General features: G+C 65.0%; 16 protein-coding genes and 1 pseudogene. 11 read left to right on the forward strand and 6 right to left on the reverse strand.

The genetic code is table 11. From position 1 onward, the window contains the following. Positions 1-275: 275 nt before the first annotated feature. Positions 276-1,517 carry an IS256 family transposase gene (locus HUN07_RS14000; protein ID WP_174910361.1) on the forward strand — a complete coding sequence of 414 codons (1,242 nt, stop codon included), beginning with the start codon at positions 276-278 and terminating at the stop codon, positions 1,515-1,517. A gap of 12 nt (positions 1,518-1,529) precedes the next feature. Here HUN07_RS14000 and HUN07_RS14005 read toward each other — a convergent pair. Continuing rightward, a protein-coding gene (locus HUN07_RS14005; protein WP_254622505.1) for an IS3 family transposase occupies positions 1,530-2,785 on the reverse strand; the annotation gives its coding sequence in 2 pieces (ribosomal slippage) (positions 1,530-2,503 and positions 2,503-2,785; 1,257 coding nt in all). Between the two features lie 1,402 nt (positions 2,786-4,187). Here HUN07_RS14005 and HUN07_RS14010 point away from each other — a divergent pair. The 4 genes from HUN07_RS14010 to HUN07_RS14025 all read left to right on the forward strand — a co-directional run bounded on the left by HUN07_RS14010 (position 4,188) and on the right by HUN07_RS14025 (position 6,651). Then, positions 4,188-4,406, forward strand: coding sequence for a helix-turn-helix transcriptional regulator (locus HUN07_RS14010; RefSeq protein ID WP_174910363.1), 219 nt, complete (start codon positions 4,188-4,190; stop codon positions 4,404-4,406). Continuing rightward, positions 4,403-4,885 (forward strand): hypothetical protein, encoded by a 483-nt coding sequence (locus tag HUN07_RS14015; protein ID WP_174910365.1) that lies wholly within the window; start codon positions 4,403-4,405, stop codon positions 4,883-4,885. The genes HUN07_RS14010 and HUN07_RS14015 overlap by 4 nt, the downstream gene beginning before the upstream one ends. A 318-nt stretch (positions 4,886-5,203) precedes the next feature. Then, a complete protein-coding gene (locus tag HUN07_RS14020; RefSeq protein ID WP_368077053.1) occupies positions 5,204-5,614 on the forward strand; it encodes a recombinase family protein in 411 nt (136 codons plus the stop codon). A gap of 593 nt (positions 5,615-6,207) precedes the next feature. Further along, the gene (locus HUN07_RS14025; protein WP_147283568.1) at positions 6,208-6,651 is read left to right on the forward strand and encodes a hypothetical protein; all 444 of its coding nucleotides are present in this window, start codon (positions 6,208-6,210) and stop codon (positions 6,649-6,651) included. A gap of 444 nt (positions 6,652-7,095) precedes the next feature. Here HUN07_RS14025 and HUN07_RS14030 read toward each other — a convergent pair whose 3' ends face one another. Beyond that, entirely contained in the window at positions 7,096-7,554 is a 459-nt protein-coding gene (locus HUN07_RS14030; RefSeq protein ID WP_114723581.1) for a GNAT family N-acetyltransferase, read from the reverse strand. Here HUN07_RS14030 and HUN07_RS14035 point away from each other — a divergent pair. Beyond that, positions 7,477-7,923 (forward strand): annotated as a pseudogene (locus HUN07_RS14035) (AAA family ATPase); the annotation flags it as partial. The gene HUN07_RS14030 and the pseudogene HUN07_RS14035 overlap by 78 nt on opposite strands. A 510-nt stretch (positions 7,924-8,433) precedes the next feature. Here the strand turns inward: HUN07_RS14035 and HUN07_RS14040 are convergent. Then, positions 8,434-9,147, reverse strand: a complete 714-nt coding sequence (locus HUN07_RS14040) for a hemerythrin domain-containing protein (protein WP_174910369.1) — start codon at positions 9,145-9,147, stop codon at positions 8,434-8,436. Positions 9,148-9,159: 12 nt separating this feature from the next. Beyond that, the gene (locus tag HUN07_RS14045; protein ID WP_174910371.1) at positions 9,160-9,810 is read right to left on the reverse strand and encodes a TetR/AcrR family transcriptional regulator; all 651 of its coding nucleotides are present in this window, start codon (positions 9,808-9,810) and stop codon (positions 9,160-9,162) included. A gap of 1,295 nt (positions 9,811-11,105) precedes the next feature. On the opposite strand from HUN07_RS14045, the gene HUN07_RS14050 reads away from it, so the two are divergent. After that, a complete protein-coding gene (locus HUN07_RS14050; RefSeq protein ID WP_174910373.1) occupies positions 11,106-11,315 on the forward strand; it encodes a hypothetical protein in 210 nt (69 codons plus the stop codon). 81 nt (positions 11,316-11,396) lie between these two features. Continuing rightward, positions 11,397-12,353, forward strand: coding sequence for a ferritin-like domain-containing protein (locus HUN07_RS14055; protein ID WP_174910375.1), 957 nt, complete (start codon positions 11,397-11,399; stop codon positions 12,351-12,353). 24 nt (positions 12,354-12,377) lie between these two features. Here HUN07_RS14055 and HUN07_RS14060 read toward each other — a convergent pair whose 3' ends face one another. Continuing rightward, the gene (locus HUN07_RS14060) at positions 12,378-12,617 is read right to left on the reverse strand and encodes a hypothetical protein (RefSeq protein ID WP_174910377.1); all 240 of its coding nucleotides are present in this window, start codon (positions 12,615-12,617) and stop codon (positions 12,378-12,380) included. A gap of 704 nt (positions 12,618-13,321) precedes the next feature. Further along, the gene (locus HUN07_RS26985) at positions 13,322-14,395 is read right to left on the reverse strand and encodes an FBP domain-containing protein (protein WP_254622507.1); all 1,074 of its coding nucleotides are present in this window, start codon (positions 14,393-14,395) and stop codon (positions 13,322-13,324) included. 489 nt (positions 14,396-14,884) lie between these two features. Here HUN07_RS26985 and HUN07_RS14075 point away from each other — a divergent pair, with 489 nt between their 5' ends. The 3 genes from HUN07_RS14075 to HUN07_RS14085 all read left to right on the forward strand — a co-directional run bounded on the left by HUN07_RS14075 (position 14,885) and on the right by HUN07_RS14085 (position 17,513). Then, on the forward strand, positions 14,885-15,262 hold the full coding sequence (locus HUN07_RS14075; protein ID WP_174910380.1) for a VOC family protein: 378 nt from the start codon (positions 14,885-14,887) through the stop codon (positions 15,260-15,262). A 699-nt stretch (positions 15,263-15,961) separates the two neighbouring features. Beyond that, positions 15,962-16,585 carry an RNA polymerase sigma factor gene (locus HUN07_RS14080; RefSeq protein WP_174910382.1) on the forward strand — a complete coding sequence of 208 codons (624 nt, stop codon included), beginning with the start codon at positions 15,962-15,964 and terminating at the stop codon, positions 16,583-16,585. After that, a complete protein-coding gene (locus HUN07_RS14085) occupies positions 16,578-17,513 on the forward strand; it encodes a hypothetical protein (RefSeq protein ID WP_147283565.1) in 936 nt (311 codons plus the stop codon). The genes HUN07_RS14080 and HUN07_RS14085 overlap by 8 nt, the downstream gene beginning before the upstream one ends. The last annotated feature ends 181 nt before the right edge of the window (positions 17,514-17,694 follow it).

Genomic DNA, 17,694 nt, shown 5'->3' on the forward strand with positions numbered 1-17,694 from the left:
CGCGGACCATACTCACCGGCAGCTTCCACTGTGACGCACGGTGATTGCCGATCATGCGGGGATGCGGTCGCGACGCCCGCGCCGGGGCTGTGTGCTTGGTGCGTTGCTGGAGGTGAGGCGGAAGGGATGAGCACGTTGCGCTTTGGTTGCGTCCATGAAGATGGTGTACGAACCGGAGCCGATTGAGATGGCCGGCGTGTCGTAGCCGAACGAAAGACGGTCACCGCGTGATTCTTCGAGAGACCTACCAAGTCGACTCGAGACAGGACCACACGATGACCACTGCCCACGATATAGACCTGCGCCAGCTCGTCGAAGACCGACTCACCGGAGCAAGCCCGGACCTGCTGCGCGAGCTGCTCACAATGTTCATCCGCGCGCTGATGGGCGCCGAAGCCGACGTCCTGTGCGGCGCCGGCTACGGGCAACGCTCCGACGAACGTATCAACTCGCGCAACGGATACCGGCACCGAGACTTCGACACCCGCGTCGGGACCCTCGACGTCGCGATCCCGAAACTGCGTTCGGGAAGCTACTTCCCGGATTGGCTGCTCGAGCGCCGCAAGCGCGCGGAGCGGGCCCTGACCACGGTGGTCGCGACCTGCTATCTGCTCGGGGTGTCGACCCGCCGGATGGAGAAGCTGGTCGAGACGTTGGGCATCACCTCGCTCTCGAAGTCCCAGGTCAGCATCATGGCGAAAGAGTTGGACGAGCAGGTCGAGGCGTTCCGCAGCCGCCCCCTCGACGCCGGCCCGTACACGTTCGTCGCCGCCGACGCCCTCGTGCTCAAGGTCCGCGAGAACGGGCGGGTGGTGAACGTCCACGCCCTGGTCGCGGTCGGGGTCAACGCGGACGGCTACCGCGAAATCCTGGGCATCGATGTCACCTCCGCCGAGGACGGTGCCGGCTGGCTCACGTTCTTCCGCGGGATGGTCGCCCGCGGCCTGTCCGGGGTGAAGTTGGTGACCTCCGATGCCCACGCCGGCCTGGTCGCGGCGATCGGCGCCACCCTGCCCGGTGCTTCCTGGCAGCGTTGCCGCACCCACTACGCGACGAATTTGATGTCGGTCACCCCGAAGTCGTCGTGGCCGTGGGTGCGCACGCTGCTGCACTCGGTCTACGACCAACCCGATTCGGAATCCGTTCACGCACAATATGATCGGATCATCGAAGCCCTCACCGAGAAGCTCCCGAAGGTCGCCGACCACCTCGACGGAGCCCGGGTCGATCTACTCGCGTTCACTGCGTTCCCGAAACAGATCTGGCGACAGATCTGGTCCAACAACCCGCAAGAGCGGTTGAACAAGGAGATCCGCCGACGCACCGACGTCGTCGGGATCTTCCCCGACCGCGCCGCCCTGATCCGCCTCGTTGGCGCCGTGCTCGCCGAACAACACGACGAGTGGATCGAGGGACGCCGCTACCTCGGCCTCGACGTCCTCGCCCACGCCCGCGGAGACAAGCCCGCCGACACCACCGAACCCACCGAGGAGGTCACACCCGCCCTGACCGCATAGCCCCGCGAGGAATCACGCGGCGACCTCGTTACACCACGCCTCTGGACTTGACCGATCACGGTAGTAGAGGGCCTCGTACTCCGCGGGCGGCAGGTCGCCGCAGTGCTCGTACAACCTGCGGTGGTTGAACCAGTCGACCCATTCGAGGGTGGCGACTTCGACCTGGTCAACGGTCCGCCACGGGCCCTGAGCCTTGATCAGTTCAGTCTTGTAGAGGCCGTTGATCGATTCGGCGAGGGCGTTGTCGTAGCTGTTGCCGGTGGCGCCGATCGAGGCATCGATACCGGCGTCGACGAGTCGTCCGGTGAAGGCGATGGACGTGTATTGCGACCCCCGATCGTGATGATGAATCAGCCCGGACAGATCGTCGATGCCCTCGCGCTGCCGGGTCCAGATCGCGTGCTCGATTGCGTCGAGGACCAGCTGCGCGGTCATCGTGGTCGCGGTCCGCCAGCCCACGATCCGGCGGGCGTAGGCATCGATCACGAACGCCACATATACCCACCCGGACCACGTCGACACGTACGTGAAGTCCGCTACCCACAACACATTCGGTGCTTCGGGGCAGAACTGACGTTGCACCAGATCGTCGGGACGCCCCGCCTGGGGATCGGCGATGGTGGTGCGTTTGGTCTTGCCGCGGCGGGCTCCCTCGAGTGCGAGGTCGCCCATCAGTCGTTCGACCGTGCAGCGGGCCACTTCGATGCCTTCCCGGTGGCATTGCAGCCACACCTTGCGGGCGCCGTAGACCGAGTAGTTCTCGCGGTGAACTCGCGCGATCTCGGTCTTGAGTTCCTCGTCGCGGATCTGCCGCTTCGAGGGTTGTCGCCGGCGGGCGCAGGCATCGTAGTAGGTGGACGGCGCGATCTTGCAGCCGTGTGCGGTCAGCACGCGGCAGATCGGCGGGGTGCCGTACTCCTGCTTGTGTGTGTCGATGTAGTCGACGATCACCGATTGCGGCGGTCGAGCTCCGCCGCGAAGAAAGTCGATGCAGACTTCAGGATATCGTTGGCGCGCTTGAGTTCTCGATTCTCAGCCCGGAGCTTGCGGAGTTCCTCGGCCATGTCGCTGGTCACTCCGGGACGCTTCCCTGTGTCGACCTGATCGCGACGAACCCAGTTCAGCAAGGTCTGTGCCGACCCGATGCCCAACTTGGAGGCGACCGACTCGATCGCTGCCCACTCCGACGAGTACTCGCCGCGCACCTCGGCGACCATTCGCACCGCCCGCTCACGCAGCTCGGCTGGGTACTTCCTCGAACCTGACATGACTCCATCCTTCACAAGAGATGAAGTCTCCGGACTTACCGGGGCGATTCAACTATTACCGCGTCGCCCAACGCTCATGGCGCGAGTGCCACGGCAGCAATACGCCTGAGAGCGGATCGGCGGGGGCACAGAACACCACCGTTTAGTCGCAAACGAGCGGACCACTGGTGGTTCGTCCCCGCCAGCATTAGCAGCAGCGATCACACTCGGGGCGCGGTTGACTCACAACAACACGAGCCCATCGGGGCCGCCGGTTTCGAGTTGAGCGAGCGGGCGACGCCAGTTGTGCCAACCAGGCTGTCCATGCGCCAATTGACGTCGCCCAGCGCGCCGCGATCGTCCAGCGTCTCCAACGCGCCCAGTACGCCCCCGTTACCTTCTTCGTAGTCCCGCACCGCGGGGCCACGGCCGCCAGGTTCGGTATGACTTATGTCGTCAGGGCGAGTGCTCCAGTGTCGGTCTGGGGGAGCAACTGTGCGGTGGGTGGGGGTGTGAAGACTGGTGGCTCATCACCCAAGACCGCCAACTCTATGGTGGGTCGGTCGGGGTTCGGTGTCGCCGCATGAGGTGAGGACCAGGGGCAGTAGAAGTGCGGCGAGGCAGGTCTGGGGTCGCATCGGGTGTGTCAGGTGCTATCACCCGCGTGGATTACATGTCCCGCTTTGGGGCCAGCGCTGCGGGTGACGATGCCGCCTGCCTCAGCGGCTGTCGCTGTCCGCGGCGCTTGACGACATGGGTTCTGGCTTCCGCGTACCGGACTGAGTCTGCTGCCATTCGGCGCGGTTCACCGATACCGGTGCATTGGCTTCTGTGCGTGCCGGTGATTGGTGATCGGTAGCCAGTCGTGAAGTTCTGCACACATGTTGTCGCAGAAAGGATTTCGGCTCGGTGGTGCGTGCGGCCCGCTGTGAACCGTCATCGTAGTTGTCATTTCCCGGAGCCCCGACCTGCTGTGTGACAACTGGTGCGACGACGGCAGGGCGCTATCGTTGTCATCGAAGTTGGCATTTGTTCGCGGCTGTTTGTTGACTGAACGAAATAGGCGGTTAGTTAGGCCGATCAGCGGGCTGGTGCGTGCCCAGCCCGGCTCGGCTCGACTCTTGCGCGCGCACCGAACCAACTCGAACCGGACCGGCGTCAACGGCCAACCGCGGAAGGGAACGGCGGGCTGGTGCCGGCGAAGTGTCTCACCGTCCGTGTCGCAGAGTCGACCGATTACGCGACGCACGGCTGCGGTCATCCATCCCCGCACCGCGACGATCCGCATCCGTGATGTGCACTCGGGGCGGGTTATCGGGGCGGGTTGTCGGCGAAGCCAGTCCTGGTGGGGATCTTGGTGGCATGGATCCCGAAAAGACAAGTTGACTTGACTAGTTGTGTCAAGGCGGCTTTACTTGCCGTCATGCGTGGACATGCTGGCGCGAACCAGGTACGAGAGCACAGGCGACTTGCCGGTTTCACTCAAGCCCAGGTGGCCGCCCTCGTCGGAGTCAGTCGGCAGAGTGTCGTGTCCATCGAGCGGGGCGATTACGCCCCCAGTGTGTATCTGGCCCTGCGGTTGGCGCGGGCGCTCGACTCGAGTGTCGAGGTGCTGTTTCCCCTAGGCGAGGAGTCGGAATGAGCAGGTTGGTCAAGGTCTTGAGATTCGTCGGTGATCTCGACGACGACTTCTACGCCGACGAGCGGCAACGGGACGTGTGGAACGAGGCGTCCGCGGTCGGGTTCCAGTTCTTTTACTGGGTGGCGCTCCTCGCCGCTGCTGTTCTGCCGTGGGCGGCGGGACGGGCCGGGGCCTGGATTGCGCTCGGCCTGCTGATCACGTGGCTGTTCGGTTCCGCTGTCACGATGACGTATGCCCGGCGGCACTACGTTGACCCTGGATCGACCGAGAACTGGTTGCGTCCAAGGGTTTTCCTCGCTGCTGTCGTGTACCTGATCGGCGCGCTCGGGGTCGTCTCGGAACTGCTGCTCGCCACCGGGATCGGCACCTGGTTCGGTGTCGTGGTCGGCGCCGCCGGCGGTCTGGTCGCGGCTGCCTGGTCGGTGCGGCGCAAGCGCCGGCGCAGAGCGGAACGCGACCTTCTCGACGAGGACTTCTGAAGCCGGACGTCACGCCCGGCCGGGTTGCCATGGGGATGCCGAGCAGGCCGCGGGCTACGCCGGATTCTCCGCGGCCGACGCGCCGCCATATGGGGTGCGGATCTACGGCTGCACACTCGGAGACGAGAGGGTGCGTCGACTCGTGGTCGACTTCTCGACAACGGGCCGGACAGTTACGTCGCAATGCCCGCCGAGTAAGCAGAGTGCGCCAGGTCAGGCGGGGGCGGCGGGGAGCCGCAGGGGCTGCACCTGTGAATCGCCAAACTGGTTGTCATCTCGGAGGCTTCTGACCTGCGCACTGACAACTGCTTTGACGAGCTGGTCATCACCCGGCTCGACCGGCTCGGACGGTCGGCGCGCGATCTGCACGACATCGCCGACGAACTCGTGCGGGCCGAGGTGCGCCTCAATATCAACGGGATGATCTACGACCCGACCGACCCGATGGGCAAGATGTTCTTCGGCATGCTGGTGCTCATGGCCGAGTTCGAGGCCGAGCTCATCCGGGCCCGCACACGGGAGGGGATGGCCGAGGCGAAGAAGGCCGGCAGGTTGAAGGGCAAGCAGCCGAAACTCTCCGTCCTGCGGCGCAAGAAGCTCCTCGAGGACTACGAGTCCGGCGAGTACGACACCAAGCAGCTCTGCGAGATCGCCGGGCTGTCCCGGTCCGCGATGTACGCCACGCTGCAGCGCGCACGAGAAGACCGCGAGCAGGGTCAAGTCGCGTAGCTCGACAGGTTCGGTGGCGACGCTGTAGCTGATTGGTGATTGAAACTGAGCGCTTCATCGAGGGCGGCCGCGCGAGTACCGTCAAGCCCGCGGCCCGGCCACACTGCGCACGCGATACAAGCGCTCTTCGAATCGGGCCGCAGCTGGCGGCACGCATCTTGCTAGAGGGATCACAGCTGTGATCTTCAGCCGTAAGTGGCACGGTTCTGAGGGTTGAACGTGGCATTGGCGATCAGGCTGTAGAACGCCAGGTGGCAGTGCCGGCGGCTTCTGAAACTGATAGACAGGACACCCGCTCGGAATTCTCAAGCAGTAGGGCGCATCAGTAGATCGTTCCCATCTCGGTTCGTACCTCATCGAGTGTCTGTTGGGCGATCTCGTTGGTGCGTACGTTGCCTACCTCAGGACAGCTCGGTCGTGGTGCGATGACGGGGGCCCGGTTTGATGAGTTCTCGCGCGGCCGGCGGTCTATCTGTGCGAGGGGTCGACTATTGCGTGCTTTCGGACGCGGAGCGTACGGCCTGACGAAATGGAACGATCGCGGTGCTGGGAGGTCAGGGGCGCCCGGGCCGCGGACTATGAGAGGACCAACAGTGACAGTTACCGCAGACATCATGCGTCCGCTCGACAGCGTCATCGGACGGTGGAGGACGTCGGGAACGGTGTTCGACGAGTATGGGCAGGAGGTGGTGACAACCATCGCCGGCACCGACGAGTACGAGTGGATGGCCGGCGGTATGTGGGTCATCCATCGTGTCGACGTGATGATGGGCGACGACCATGTACAGGCCCTTGAGCTGATCGGCGACCACGACACCGAGACCGACACGTACACCATGCGGGCATTCGACGGCTCCGGGACGTTCGGGACGATGACCGCACGCCTGAACACGGACGGCACGTGGACGTTCCTGGGCGAAGGGATGCGCAGCACGCTCCGGACGTCCGAGGACAACTCGTCGATGACGGCCTGCTGGGAGCGACAGGACGAGTCCGGCCACTGGATTCACTGGATGGATATGGACTTCGCCGCCTGACAGCGCGCATCAGGCCTCGGCCGCCACGCCACTTCCAACCAACAGAACACCGCATCCACGACACCGACCCCGATTCGCACGGTATCTAGGTTCCCGTGCTGCCCGGGACGGACGGCACGCATCAGCGTATCCAGCGAAGAAGGCCGCGACGCGCGGAGGGGCGCGCGGCGACAGGAGGTGTGAATCGCCACCGTAGTTGTCATTTCCCGAAGCTCTGACCTGCGGTGTGACAACCAATGTGGCGATGGCAGGGTGCGATCATGGTCATAGAAGTTGGCATTTGTTTCGGTCAGGTGGCCAGCTTGCCTGGAATGTACCGATCGCGGACGTCCTTCAGGTCACTTTCTTGTGTAGGAGGGAGTGGGCTCGGGTGAGGAGGCGGTCCGAAGTCTGTGGCGGAGATCGTGCTCGACCTCGACCGCCTTACCGTGTTTCCCCCGGTTGTCAGATGGTTTCGGGGACGATCTGCAGCTGCAGAATCTCTTCCCTGCCGATGGACTGCCCGGTAGGCAAGAATCCGCATGATTCGTAGAGTGACATGGCAGTGGAATTCTCGGGGGCTACCCCCAGGTGTAGTACCTGCGCTCGGAGTTCCTCGTGGACTTGACGGATCACCGCGCGAACCGCCGCACGGCCCAGCCTCCGATGCTGAAAGCGGTGGTCAATCATCAACCGGTAGAGCCAGACGTGACCGTCATCGGGATCCGGACCGTACATGACAAACCCAACGATGTCGCTCTCGAATTCCACTGCCTGGGTCAAGAAGCCGGGCAGGAACCGACTCTCGGCAATCGAGTACAGGTTCGAGGCAATCAACCCGCGCTGATCGTCAGCGACGTCGAGTTCGGACACTTCCTCCCAGTTCTGTCGACCCAGATCTTCAAGTTGCACTGTCGTCCTCACGGCCCGGTTCTACCGAGAACGGCCGTACCAACGCCACCGATTTTCGGCGCTGCCAACTCGCTGCCTGCGTCGCGCGGCGATGAGGTGCTGCGCCTGGTGGGCCTGAGCGAGGTCGCGAACAAGAAGGCCGGCGGATTCTCGCTCGGCATGTCGCAGCGGCTCGGCCTGGCCGGCGCGCTGCTGGGCGACCCGAAGGTGCTGCTGTTCGACGAGCCGGTCAACGGTCTCGACCCCGAGGGCATCGTGTGGATCCGCAAGTTCATGCAGAGCCTCGCGGCGGAGGGGCGCACCGTTCTGGTGTCGAGCCACCTGCTGTCCGAGATGTCGCTCACCGCAGAGCATCTGGTGGCACCGGGCCGCGGACAGATCGGCTACTCGGCCGCGGGGCGCGCACGCCGGCGGCATTGCCGCGAAGACGATCACCGCCAGCCGGGACGCCGCCCTTGCCCGTGCCGAGCAGGTCACGCGCAGTGAGGGCGCGGATGTGGTCGCCGACGCGCTGCACGGGGTCCGGACCACCACCGGTGCGCTCACGCCGGACGACTTGCCGATCGCGGATTATGACGAGTTGAACGTCTCGGCGGCGGTCGCTGAGATGAGGGAGTTGACCGAGGCGGCCGGCTGGGTTCGACGCCGACTCGCAATTTCGGGCACATCGCACCGTATCGCGGTCTTTCGGTAGGCGGAGGACTCCGGGAAGTGCCAACAGCATTGACGGTCCACAAAGCGAGTCCAGTTGGCCACTTCGCCAACCTGGTCGCGCGCCGCGCCGCACTTCGGGATGTCCTCGACGCGGTCGGGGTGCTCGGGCCGAGCATGCAGCGGACTGACGCGCGGGCCGCCACGTCAACGAGCGCCCCCGCGCCCGTGCCAGTGGATTTACCGGGGACGGTCCTCCATCAGTGACAGGTTGAGCGACGGCACCGCAGCCGCTGGTCCGTCACGCCACAGCAGGGCGGCTTTACGCCGGTAGCTCCGGGCAAAGCCGTGGAGGATGACGAAGCGCGGCACGGCCGGGACCAAGCGCAAGATCGCCTCGCGGTCATCCGGTTCGAGCCCGTCGATGACCCAGTGCCCTTCAGCGCCGAGTTCCGTGAAGCTCTTCGGTTTGACGAAGTGCTCGTGCTCGACGGCGAGGTACTCGGCGGTGGTTATGGTGGCGGCGACGACCGGCATCATCTCGAGTTCTTCACGCCGCAGGTGCGGCAGCAGGACGTCGCCCAATCCGGCCAGCGCGACGAGCAACTCTTCGCGTGCGGACCCGTTTTCACGGTAGGCGTGTGCGGCCTCCTCCAGGGCGGCGACCGCCGGGGCAATCCGTTTGTGGTCTGCGTCCATCTGGTCGAGCAGCGCACCCGCCGCCGGATTTCTGGACCGAATCAGCGGCCACAGTCCGACATCCTCGCCAGTGTGGTGAATGTGCAGGAATCGCATCATCCAGAGCACGTGCGCCGCGAGCTTACGGCGACGCCTCCCGTCCGGGTACGGCTGGGTCTCGAGTACCATCCGGGTTCGTTCCAGGTCCCGGCGCAGCGCGCTGTGGACGATCCCCATGCTTCGTATGTCGGCGGGCTCATGCAGGTTGGTCTCCATGGCCCTCTCCTTTCACTCTTCCAGAGCCAGGAGCCTGGTGATGGCTCCGGCAAGCCAATCCTCGTACTGCCCAGGGCTCCAACCGGCGCCGCCGGTCAGGAGCTCGTAGACCTCCACCGTGATCACGGCCCAGAGCCCATCGCTCTCGGTGGAGCTCAAGTCACGGCCCGTCATCAACGCCCCGGCTACCTGCACAGTCATGCGCTGGCGGCGCCGCTCGTCCTCCAGCCTCGACGCGAGTGCCGGCGCCACGGCCGACGCCTCACGCAACGCCCGCATCAGCCCCATGGTGCGTCCATTTATTCCGGTGACCAACGACGCGGCCGCCGCGGCACGTTCCCGGTGTGTCCCATGGGCGAGTGCGGCGAACTCCGGGCGGTCCATCAGGGCCACGGGCTGATCGTCGCCGACCACCGCCACGTCGAGGACCTGGTTCAGCAGTCCCGGCTTGGAACCGAAGTTGGCGTACACCGTCTCGAACGACACACCCGCCGCGCTTCCGATGTCGCGCATCCCGGCGGACCAACCGCGATCACTGAACAGAGCGGTGGCGGCATCGAGAATCCTGCGCCGAGTCTCCTCGGCCTGACGTCGTCGAAGCGTCGAGTCGTACTGTCTAGTCCTCGCGGAGACCGATGCAGCGCGGGGTCCGTCTGCGCTCATGTCCCTATTGTGTAACTCGCTTTCTTTCAATACAAGTGCTATCAAGCCAAATTATCGATCCCCGCCAGTCCACCGCGCCGAGCAGGCCGAGCAGCCGTTCGGATTCCACCGACGTAGTGGTGGGGGACTGGGCATCCGCGGATGCGGCTAGAGCGCCGGCGGTTTGGTTTGTTCTGGGGCTTCATCCCGACCTCGGTGCCCCTGCGACAGAGGTGATTTCGCTTTCATTCGCCGTACATCGGTCCGGGGGCACAGTTGATGACTGCGTTGCATCCGATTGAGGACCACCAGAAGCGCAAGGACGAGGGCATTAGGCGCCGTCCCCTTCTCGATCACCGGACCGTCCGGCAGTGAACCCGCACCGTTTCACCGTCCCGGAGTCGGCGTTAGCGGGAAAACGTCGGGAATCGTGCTCCTCCGGGATGCTCCCGGAACGCGACCCTCAGCCCGGGCACGACGTGGTGCCATCCATGAACCCACGCGAATGACCACTGACCGCTGTCCAACGCAAGGATCGTCATCCTACGAGCTGCCGGGTCCCACGCGCTCGTTGTGTCGAGTAGAGGGCGCAGAGCGACTACGGTGCCTGTTTCTCGACGGGTCACGATGCGTGGCCTGGTGGGCTGAGGGCCGACAATTCTCACCTAGCATCCACTCCATGTGGCGGGCCATTTTCGGTAGGTCGACCCTCACGCTGGCGGCGAGCGAACGCGACGGTAGAAGTACCCGCATAGGTACCTGCATCCGATTCCGCCTCGACGGCTGCTCACGGTCGGCTGTGGCCGTGCCCCGCGACAAGAGCAGGCCGACCGCAGTCGCGCCAGCACACGCCTGGACTCGTACCACGGCAGCGAAGCGCTGCTCACCGAACGCGGTGACAGGTGGTTCGACGCCGGCCGGATACGGCGCGGTTTGGCCATCCCGCACGCCCGTTCGACAGCTCAGTACGGCGCGGACAGGGCGGCTATCGACGCAGGGCCCGCGAACAGGGCATGCGAACAATCAAGCCCTGTCCCGTACTGTCGCTCGGCCCGCCTCTGGTTGAGTGCGATCGGCCCCGTAATCGCCGAGGGCTGTGGGCGATCGCACTCTCGCAGAACCTAGCGGCGGGCATGGGCCAGGGCGACGAGTCGTCGAGGCTGCAGCGCGTCTTGGTTGCTACCAGATTGTTGAAATCCGTTGTGGGAAAACACTTGAATGTCTCTTGACGACTCAACGGCACTGTCCGGTAACGAGCCTGTATGGGTTCGGAGAAAGCCCCGGCGAGCGCGTCGGTGCCGCCTAGGGTGGCGGGCATGGGTGTGAACCAGAAGACGATCGGGTTCGATGTCGTCGAGCGGCGGGAGGTGCCGCAGCCGGAGATCGACCGCCTTGCGCGTAGTACGTGGCGGTCGCTGACAGCCACGCGGAAGTCGTGTGAGCATCCGCGGTGGGTGAACAGCGGGCCTGTCGCTGATGCGGAGGCGTACGTCGTGCACCGGTACGAGGGGACGGTCGCGGGCTGAGCTGACCGTGACGGTTGGTGCGGTCGACCTGTGGGTAAGCGCGGCGGGGAAATGACCATCGACCCTGGAACGGAGCCTGCTATGCCCGACACATCGACCCTGATCACGCAGTTGCGCACGATTCTCGACCTGACGAACACCGAGATACAGGTGGCGGATACCCGCAGGGCGCAGGCCCGCACGGAGGCCGTGGCCACCGAGCTGGCCCGTAACGCCGACAACGCGCGCGACCGGACGGACGCGATCGAGCGGGCCCTGCGTGAGCTGGGCGGTCTCCCGGATCTGGTCGGGCCGCTCCTCGGACGCGCCGCGTCAGCGGTCAAAACGGTCACCGAACAGGCACAGCCGTTCGACGAAGCACTGCTCGGCGACCTCGCACTCGAACATCAGCTCCTCGACCGGGCCCGGTACCTGAAAGCCCTGGCCACCGCCGAACACGATCCGGGCGTCGTGCAGTTGGCGGAGCGGCTGATCATCGCGCATTCGGCGACCGCGGAGTGGTTGACGACGGTCCTCGCGGAGGAAGCACTCGGCGGCCCCGCCGCCCTGCGCAGGACACCGATGCAGGCCGCTACCGGTGCGGCGGTGCGTTTGGTGAATGCCCCGATGTCGTGGTCGGCGAAGGGATTGGACCGGGCGATGGATGCGGCCCGCTCCACCGGGCCGCGGATCGACCGGCTACTCGGCCGCGGGGCGCACGCCGGTGACGTGGCCGCGAAAACGATCACTGCCAGCAGTAACGCCGCCCTCGAACGCGCCGAACACGTCACCCGCAGCGAGGGCGCCGACACGATCGCCGATGCCCTGCACAGCGTCCGCACCACCACCGGTGCACTCACGCCCGATGAGTTGCCGATCGCGGACTACGACGAGTTGAACGTCTCGGAGGTGGTCGCCGAGGTGAAGGAGCTGACCGAGACGGCCGATGTCCGGGCGATCCTCGCGTACGAGGAGGCGCACAAGAACCGCCACGGCGTCGTCTCGGCAGCTCAGACCCGTCTGGCTGATATCGCGCAGGAAGTGACCGGGATACGCTGAACCCCGCCACGTTCCGGCGTCCGCTCAGCTGCCGGAGCGGGAAAGGCATTCGGACAGTAGGGCTTTGCCTTGTTCGCCACCTTTGCGGCTTTCTGCCTGTGCTCTTGTGAAGAAGTCGGCGAGCTCGTTGTCGCCGTTGCGTTCGGCGTCCTGGACGTAGGTCTCCATCCGAAGCGCGTCCCTCAGTGACGCCTCGACGAACCAGATCAGGTTGCAGTCCTTGTCGCGTGTGCCGGTGATCGAGCCGGTGTCCTCGTTCGCCATCAGATAGTCCTCCCTCGTCTCCGGACTGGCGATGGTGCCGGCGGGATACCCAGTAGCGGCGACATCGAACCGACTCGAGGTGTCGCGGACGACGCGGCGTCAGGTGTGCGGTCGCCACAGCCACCGGGTTCCCAGACCGGTAGACGGGCCACGTGGCGGTCGGCTTCGACTACCCGCGATGGTCGACCACGTTTGATCGTGGGCGACCGTCCTGCATCCTCGAGCGTAGGCGCCGATCGCCTTGCGGTGGCCGACTGCACAGAATCCCCCCTCTGTTGCAGTCGGCGTGCACGACGGCGCCATTGTCGCGTCTGCGCGACGGTCGCACCGCCGGAGTGGCCGCGAGACAGGTGGACGATTGCGACGGCCGCGAGGGTCCCGTCGGCGTCAACGAAGGCAGTTCGGTAGGGACCCGTTTGACACGGTCGAGTTCGTTGCGCGAGCTCGCCCTGTAGGTCACCGTCGATCTGTGCACCCTCCGAGGATCGCGGCGAGCACCGCGGCCGCGAGGAGGAAGAACACGACGGGCGAGCTTTACTCGCTGCTGCTCAGGTCTGTCCACGCGAGCGCTTGCGCGATAGTCGCGATCACGTAGAGACCGATCGCCGAGCTCGTGTGGTGGACGACGTTTGGTGCTCCTTGACAGCTGGCCTCGTCGGCGCGCCTGCGCGGCCCCGGTGGATCGAGCGACATAGCCGACAGCGTCAAGCGCACTCCGCGTGGATGGCCGAGAGCATGACGGAGCGCAGGGAGATTGGCGGATCGTCGGTGATGCGGGCGATCCCGGCGAGGCCGACTGCGAGCATGAGCAGTCGGCCCGCGGCTTCCCGGGCCCGAGCCACGTCGAGGTCACGGCGAACGAGGACGGACGCAAGCACGTCCGTCAGTCGGGCGAGCGACTCGACGTAACTGTCCGCGACGGGCTTGCGTAACTGCGCGTGCGCCGCCGCCTCGGCCCATCGGGCCATTGCCTGACCGTCCTTCTCGCCCAGCAGATCTTGAAAGAAGTTCGTCAGCGCCTCGAGCGGTTCGAGACCGCTGACTTCCGCCCCGTAGGCCTCGATCTCCCTCGCGGCATACTGGCGCCACGCCTCGGCGACGAGTTCGTCGGTCGAGGTGAAGTGATGATGAATTTGCCCCGGTGATCCGCCGAGTTCCTCCGCGACCGTGCGCGCTGTCACAGCGCTGAGACCGTCCCTCGCCACGACCGTGGCGGCCGCATCGACGATGGAGCGTCGGCGCTCGGTACGTGCCAGATACGCCATCATTCGCTCCGTCGTGCAGTTCGATCGAGATCCGACACCGACCGTAGGAACGTCACTGTTCGCTCCCGCAGCCCTTGTCGGCGCCGTTCTATGGTCTCCTCGGCCGGGGGGGTCGAGTGGTCCGACGATCGGCTTGCTGTGGACATTCACGCTGCAGTCGAGATCAGTGCAGACGTGGAGCCCCAGCGTACTCAGCCGCTGACGCTTGTCCCTGGACGGGCGTGGCGCGGTGAAGAGTGAAACCTCGTTGAACCGCCGAGCGAACCGGCACAGGTCGCACATCACTGCGCGAGAACCGAGGGCGGTTTGGTTCGGGTTCTGCCGAAGGATGACCCCGAAAGCCTCGTCGTCGACGTCGGCGACCAGGTAGACCCGCATCGCAGCCCGCAGGTCTCGCCAACCGAGGTAGTCGATCCGATGCCAGCGCACCTCGTCGAACCACGTCGGTAGGTGCACCTTCTTCTGCGCCGGATCCAGGTTTACGATCGCGGCACGCACTTCTGCCCGTGTCATGGGCCGCATGACAACTCACCTCGCAAAGTTGTATATCGATACAAGTTGTATCAATGTACAACTTCGCTCTGCGGCGTTCGTTGCGCGGGCGGGGAGGACGCTGGGCGCGCTCGGCCTGGTCACTTCGACGAGCACGCCCCCCCCCGAGGGAAACGTCTGACGCGCGAGAATCCCGTGCGTGTCGAATGTAGGTTTCCCGGTCTTCGAAGCTGATCCTCTTCATGCAGTCGACGTAATCAGTTGTGCTGGTAGCTGCCTGGCTCGGCATCTTTGATTGGGTGCGTTAGGACTGGAAGAGCTACTGATGGCGGGTGGTCAGGCTTCGTCAGATGACACGGGTCGCCGAAAGATCAACAGATGGAACTGGCGATACCAGTGGCCTCGAGCGGTACGACGAATGGCCAGTCACCCACCGCTAGTTCTAGTCGCCGACCGTGACGGCTATCGCGAAGTCCTGCCGGGCCGTCGGGCCCAGGCTAGCCTGAGTGGATGATCACGCATGTCGCTTCGGCGGTTATCTACGTGGCCGACCAAGACGAGGCGCTCGCCTTCTACCGCGACATTCTCGGGTTCGAGGTCGTCTCCGACGCTGACATGGGAAATGGTGCGCGTTGGGTTGAAGTGCGACCTGCAGGAGCGCAAACCACGATCGTCCTTTCGCCCGCGGACATTTTTGGGCGATCGTCTGGTGACGGGGCCTTCCTGACCTTCGCAAGTGACGATGTCGACGAAACTGCACAGCAGCTGCGTGCACGTGGGGCAACAGTGTCAGACGTGGTCAGGGAGCCCTGGGGTATCTACGCGACCGTCGCCGCTCCAGACGGCCACAAGGTCCAGTTCAATCAGCGCGTTGCCGCGAACGAGTAGAGCCTATTCCACGCTCGAGCAAGGCGTCGACATGATCGCTTGCGCATTCGGCGCAGTTGCTATCCGGGATACGCATGGCGGTCCACTATGTCGTGCACTGGCCGCAGCGCGGTATCACGCTGAAGCGAGCCCAAGCCCGAACTGCTCCGAGCGCTGTGATGGATGAGGGGCCGATCCTCACGATGTGGGATCGGTTCTCCGACCTCGGCGAGCTCGATGGCCATGTACTCGACACGTCGGGCGAAGCGGAAGAAGCGCAGTGCCCAGCGGGTGGGAGAGGCCATTCGCGATGGTCGTTTCCCGACGGTTTGCAGCGTAGCGACTGGACCTGCAAAGGAAGGCGGTGTCTCAGGGACTATCTCGCGAGAGTACACGGCCAGCCTTGCGAGAAGCACTCAGCGGTGCATCATCGATGACTGTCTCCAGCCACAACATCACCTTTCGCGTCGATGGTGATGCACCTCATAGGGATTCACCTGACGGGACGCTCACCATTTTCGGCGTGATGGCGAGAAGGAGACCGGATTCTATCCGGGTCGTCGCAAAGCAGTCCGACCGTAGCCCGACCCGGCCTAGGGGACGCTTGCCGTCCTTGTGTGGTCCACGAACCGTCCACAGCAACGGCACGGCCGCTGGGATTTCATCCACGCCGTCTGCCCTGACCGTGAACCGGATCCAGCGCCCGTGACAAATGAGCATGTGGACACTGATGTACTCCGCGAGGTTCCCTGCCCGCGAGACAATGAGCTGATCGCCCGGTCGCTGACGGATCCGGACGCCTTCGCGGGGATCTTCGATCGTCACTTCGGCACGATTCATCGCTATCTCGCTCGTCGGGCGGGCAGCGATGCGGCCGATGATCTCGCCTCGGACGTGTTCGTGGTCGCGTTCGGTCGTCGGGCGGGTTTCGACCTGGCGTACGAACACGCGCTGCCCTGGCTGTACGGAATTGCCGGCAACGTTCTGCACTCGAACCGTCGCCGCCTGGGCCGGGACATCGCCCTGCTCGCCCGCCATCCCAGGCCAGACAGCTCGTTGCCATTCGAGGACCGGGTCGACGCCTCGATAGACGCCCGCCGCGAGGTCCGCGCACTCGAGCGCCGGCTGCGGCGACTCTCGCAGGCAGATCTCGACACGCTGCTGCTCTACGCGTGGGGAGACCTCAGCTATCCCGAGATAGCCGAGGCGCTGCAGATCCCTACCGGAACCGTGCGTTCTCGCTTGAACCGGCTCCGCCGCAAACTGCGTGAACCGGAACCCGATGAACTCACAACAACAGGGCGACAGCAGACCGAACCGGGGCAAGGAGATGGACATGGGTGACTTCACGGAGATCCGCAGTCGGCGACCCGAGCCGCAGCCTCCCCGTGACGAGGTCATCCTCCGAGCGAGACGAAACCTGATGCGCACCGTAGAAATCGAGAAGTCCACGCAGCGATCGGCGTCCGACGCCACCGGGTCATCGACGACGGTCGTCACTCTCGGTAGGTTCCGTCGCCGGCCAGGGCGGGTGACGGCGGTGGTCAGCGCCGCCTGTGTCGCCGTCTCGGTGTTCGTCTTCGCCGCAGGATACGACCACATGGGTGTACCCGAACAGAGCCAGGTCGTCACGGTGGGTGCGGCCCGCACGCTGGAGCAAACCGCGGACTTGGTCGCGGCGATGACCGAGCCGATCGAGACCGGACCGATCCGGCACCTGCAGTTCACCAACCTGACCGATGCGGATCACCCGACGTACGACACCTTCGTGCGCCCGGACGGAACCGCACTCGTCGGCAAGGTCGGCGGGGACCTCCACGAAACTTCCGGATACCTGACGAGCGCGCAGCTGGCCGGACTTCCTGCCGACCCCTACCAGCTGCGGACGCAAATGCTGAGTCTGTCGCAGCAGCTCGGACTCGGGTACGTCGACGAAGCCCCTGACCGGGCACTTTATCGGCTGGCGACCAAGCTGCTTCCGGACCCGGCAGTCACGCCCGAGGTCAAGGCCGGGATCTACCGAGTCCTCGCCGGGCTCGACCTCGAGGCGATCCGGGCACGCGACCTCGGTATCGGTACGGATCGGACCGGGCGGCCCGGCTATGTACTCGAGTTCACCTTCGAGGAGGGCTACGTCGACCGGATGGTGATCGACAGTGGGTCCGGAGCGCTGATCAGTGTCGAGACACTGGACCGCGGCGGAAGGTTCTTCGGCGGTCAGGTCAACGTCTTTGCCGAGATGGTCGACCACATGCCGCCGGCGCACCCCTGAGACGTGAGTGCGGTCGTCGATGACAATGTGCACACGCGTCAGCTGAGCTCTCATCCGGCGCCCATCTCCCAAGCCGTCCGCTTGGTCCCCCGACCCACGTCGTCGGCGAGGCGAATCGTGACGTCCTGAGCGTTGGAGGTATGGAGCGAGATCACGTTTGTTCGGACTTCTTGATCGCGAG

It is taken from the genome of Rhodococcus sp. W8901 (assembly GCF_013348805.1).
Lineage (GTDB): Bacteria > Actinomycetota > Actinomycetes > Mycobacteriales > Mycobacteriaceae > Prescottella.

What these genes read in the sequence shown, in the direction of transcription:
- HUN07_RS14000 (WP_174910361.1), top strand. Translation starts at nt 276, where the DNA reads ATGACCACTGCCCACGATATAGACCTGCGCCAGCTCGTCGAAGACCGA.
- HUN07_RS14040 (WP_174910369.1), bottom strand. Translation starts at nt 9,147, where the DNA reads ATGGAGACCAACCTGCATGAGCCCGCCGACATACGAAGCATGGGGATC.
- HUN07_RS14075 (WP_174910380.1), top strand. Translation starts at nt 14,885, where the DNA reads ATGATCACGCATGTCGCTTCGGCGGTTATCTACGTGGCCGACCAAGAC.
- HUN07_RS14015 (WP_174910365.1), top strand. Translation starts at nt 4,403, where the DNA reads ATGAGCAGGTTGGTCAAGGTCTTGAGATTCGTCGGTGATCTCGACGAC.
- HUN07_RS14010 (WP_174910363.1), top strand. Translation starts at nt 4,188, where the DNA reads ATGCGTGGACATGCTGGCGCGAACCAGGTACGAGAGCACAGGCGACTT.
- HUN07_RS14055 (WP_174910375.1), top strand. Translation starts at nt 11,397, where the DNA reads ATGCCCGACACATCGACCCTGATCACGCAGTTGCGCACGATTCTCGAC.
- HUN07_RS14050 (WP_174910373.1), top strand. Translation starts at nt 11,106, where the DNA reads ATGGGTGTGAACCAGAAGACGATCGGGTTCGATGTCGTCGAGCGGCGG.
- HUN07_RS14085 (WP_147283565.1), top strand. Translation starts at nt 16,578, where the DNA reads ATGGGTGACTTCACGGAGATCCGCAGTCGGCGACCCGAGCCGCAGCCT.
- HUN07_RS26985 (WP_254622507.1), bottom strand. Translation starts at nt 14,395, where the DNA reads ATGACACGGGCAGAAGTGCGTGCCGCGATCGTAAACCTGGATCCGGCG.
- HUN07_RS14045 (WP_174910371.1), bottom strand. Translation starts at nt 9,810, where the DNA reads ATGAGCGCAGACGGACCCCGCGCTGCATCGGTCTCCGCGAGGACTAGA.
- HUN07_RS14060 (WP_174910377.1), bottom strand. Translation starts at nt 12,617, where the DNA reads ATGGCGAACGAGGACACCGGCTCGATCACCGGCACACGCGACAAGGAC.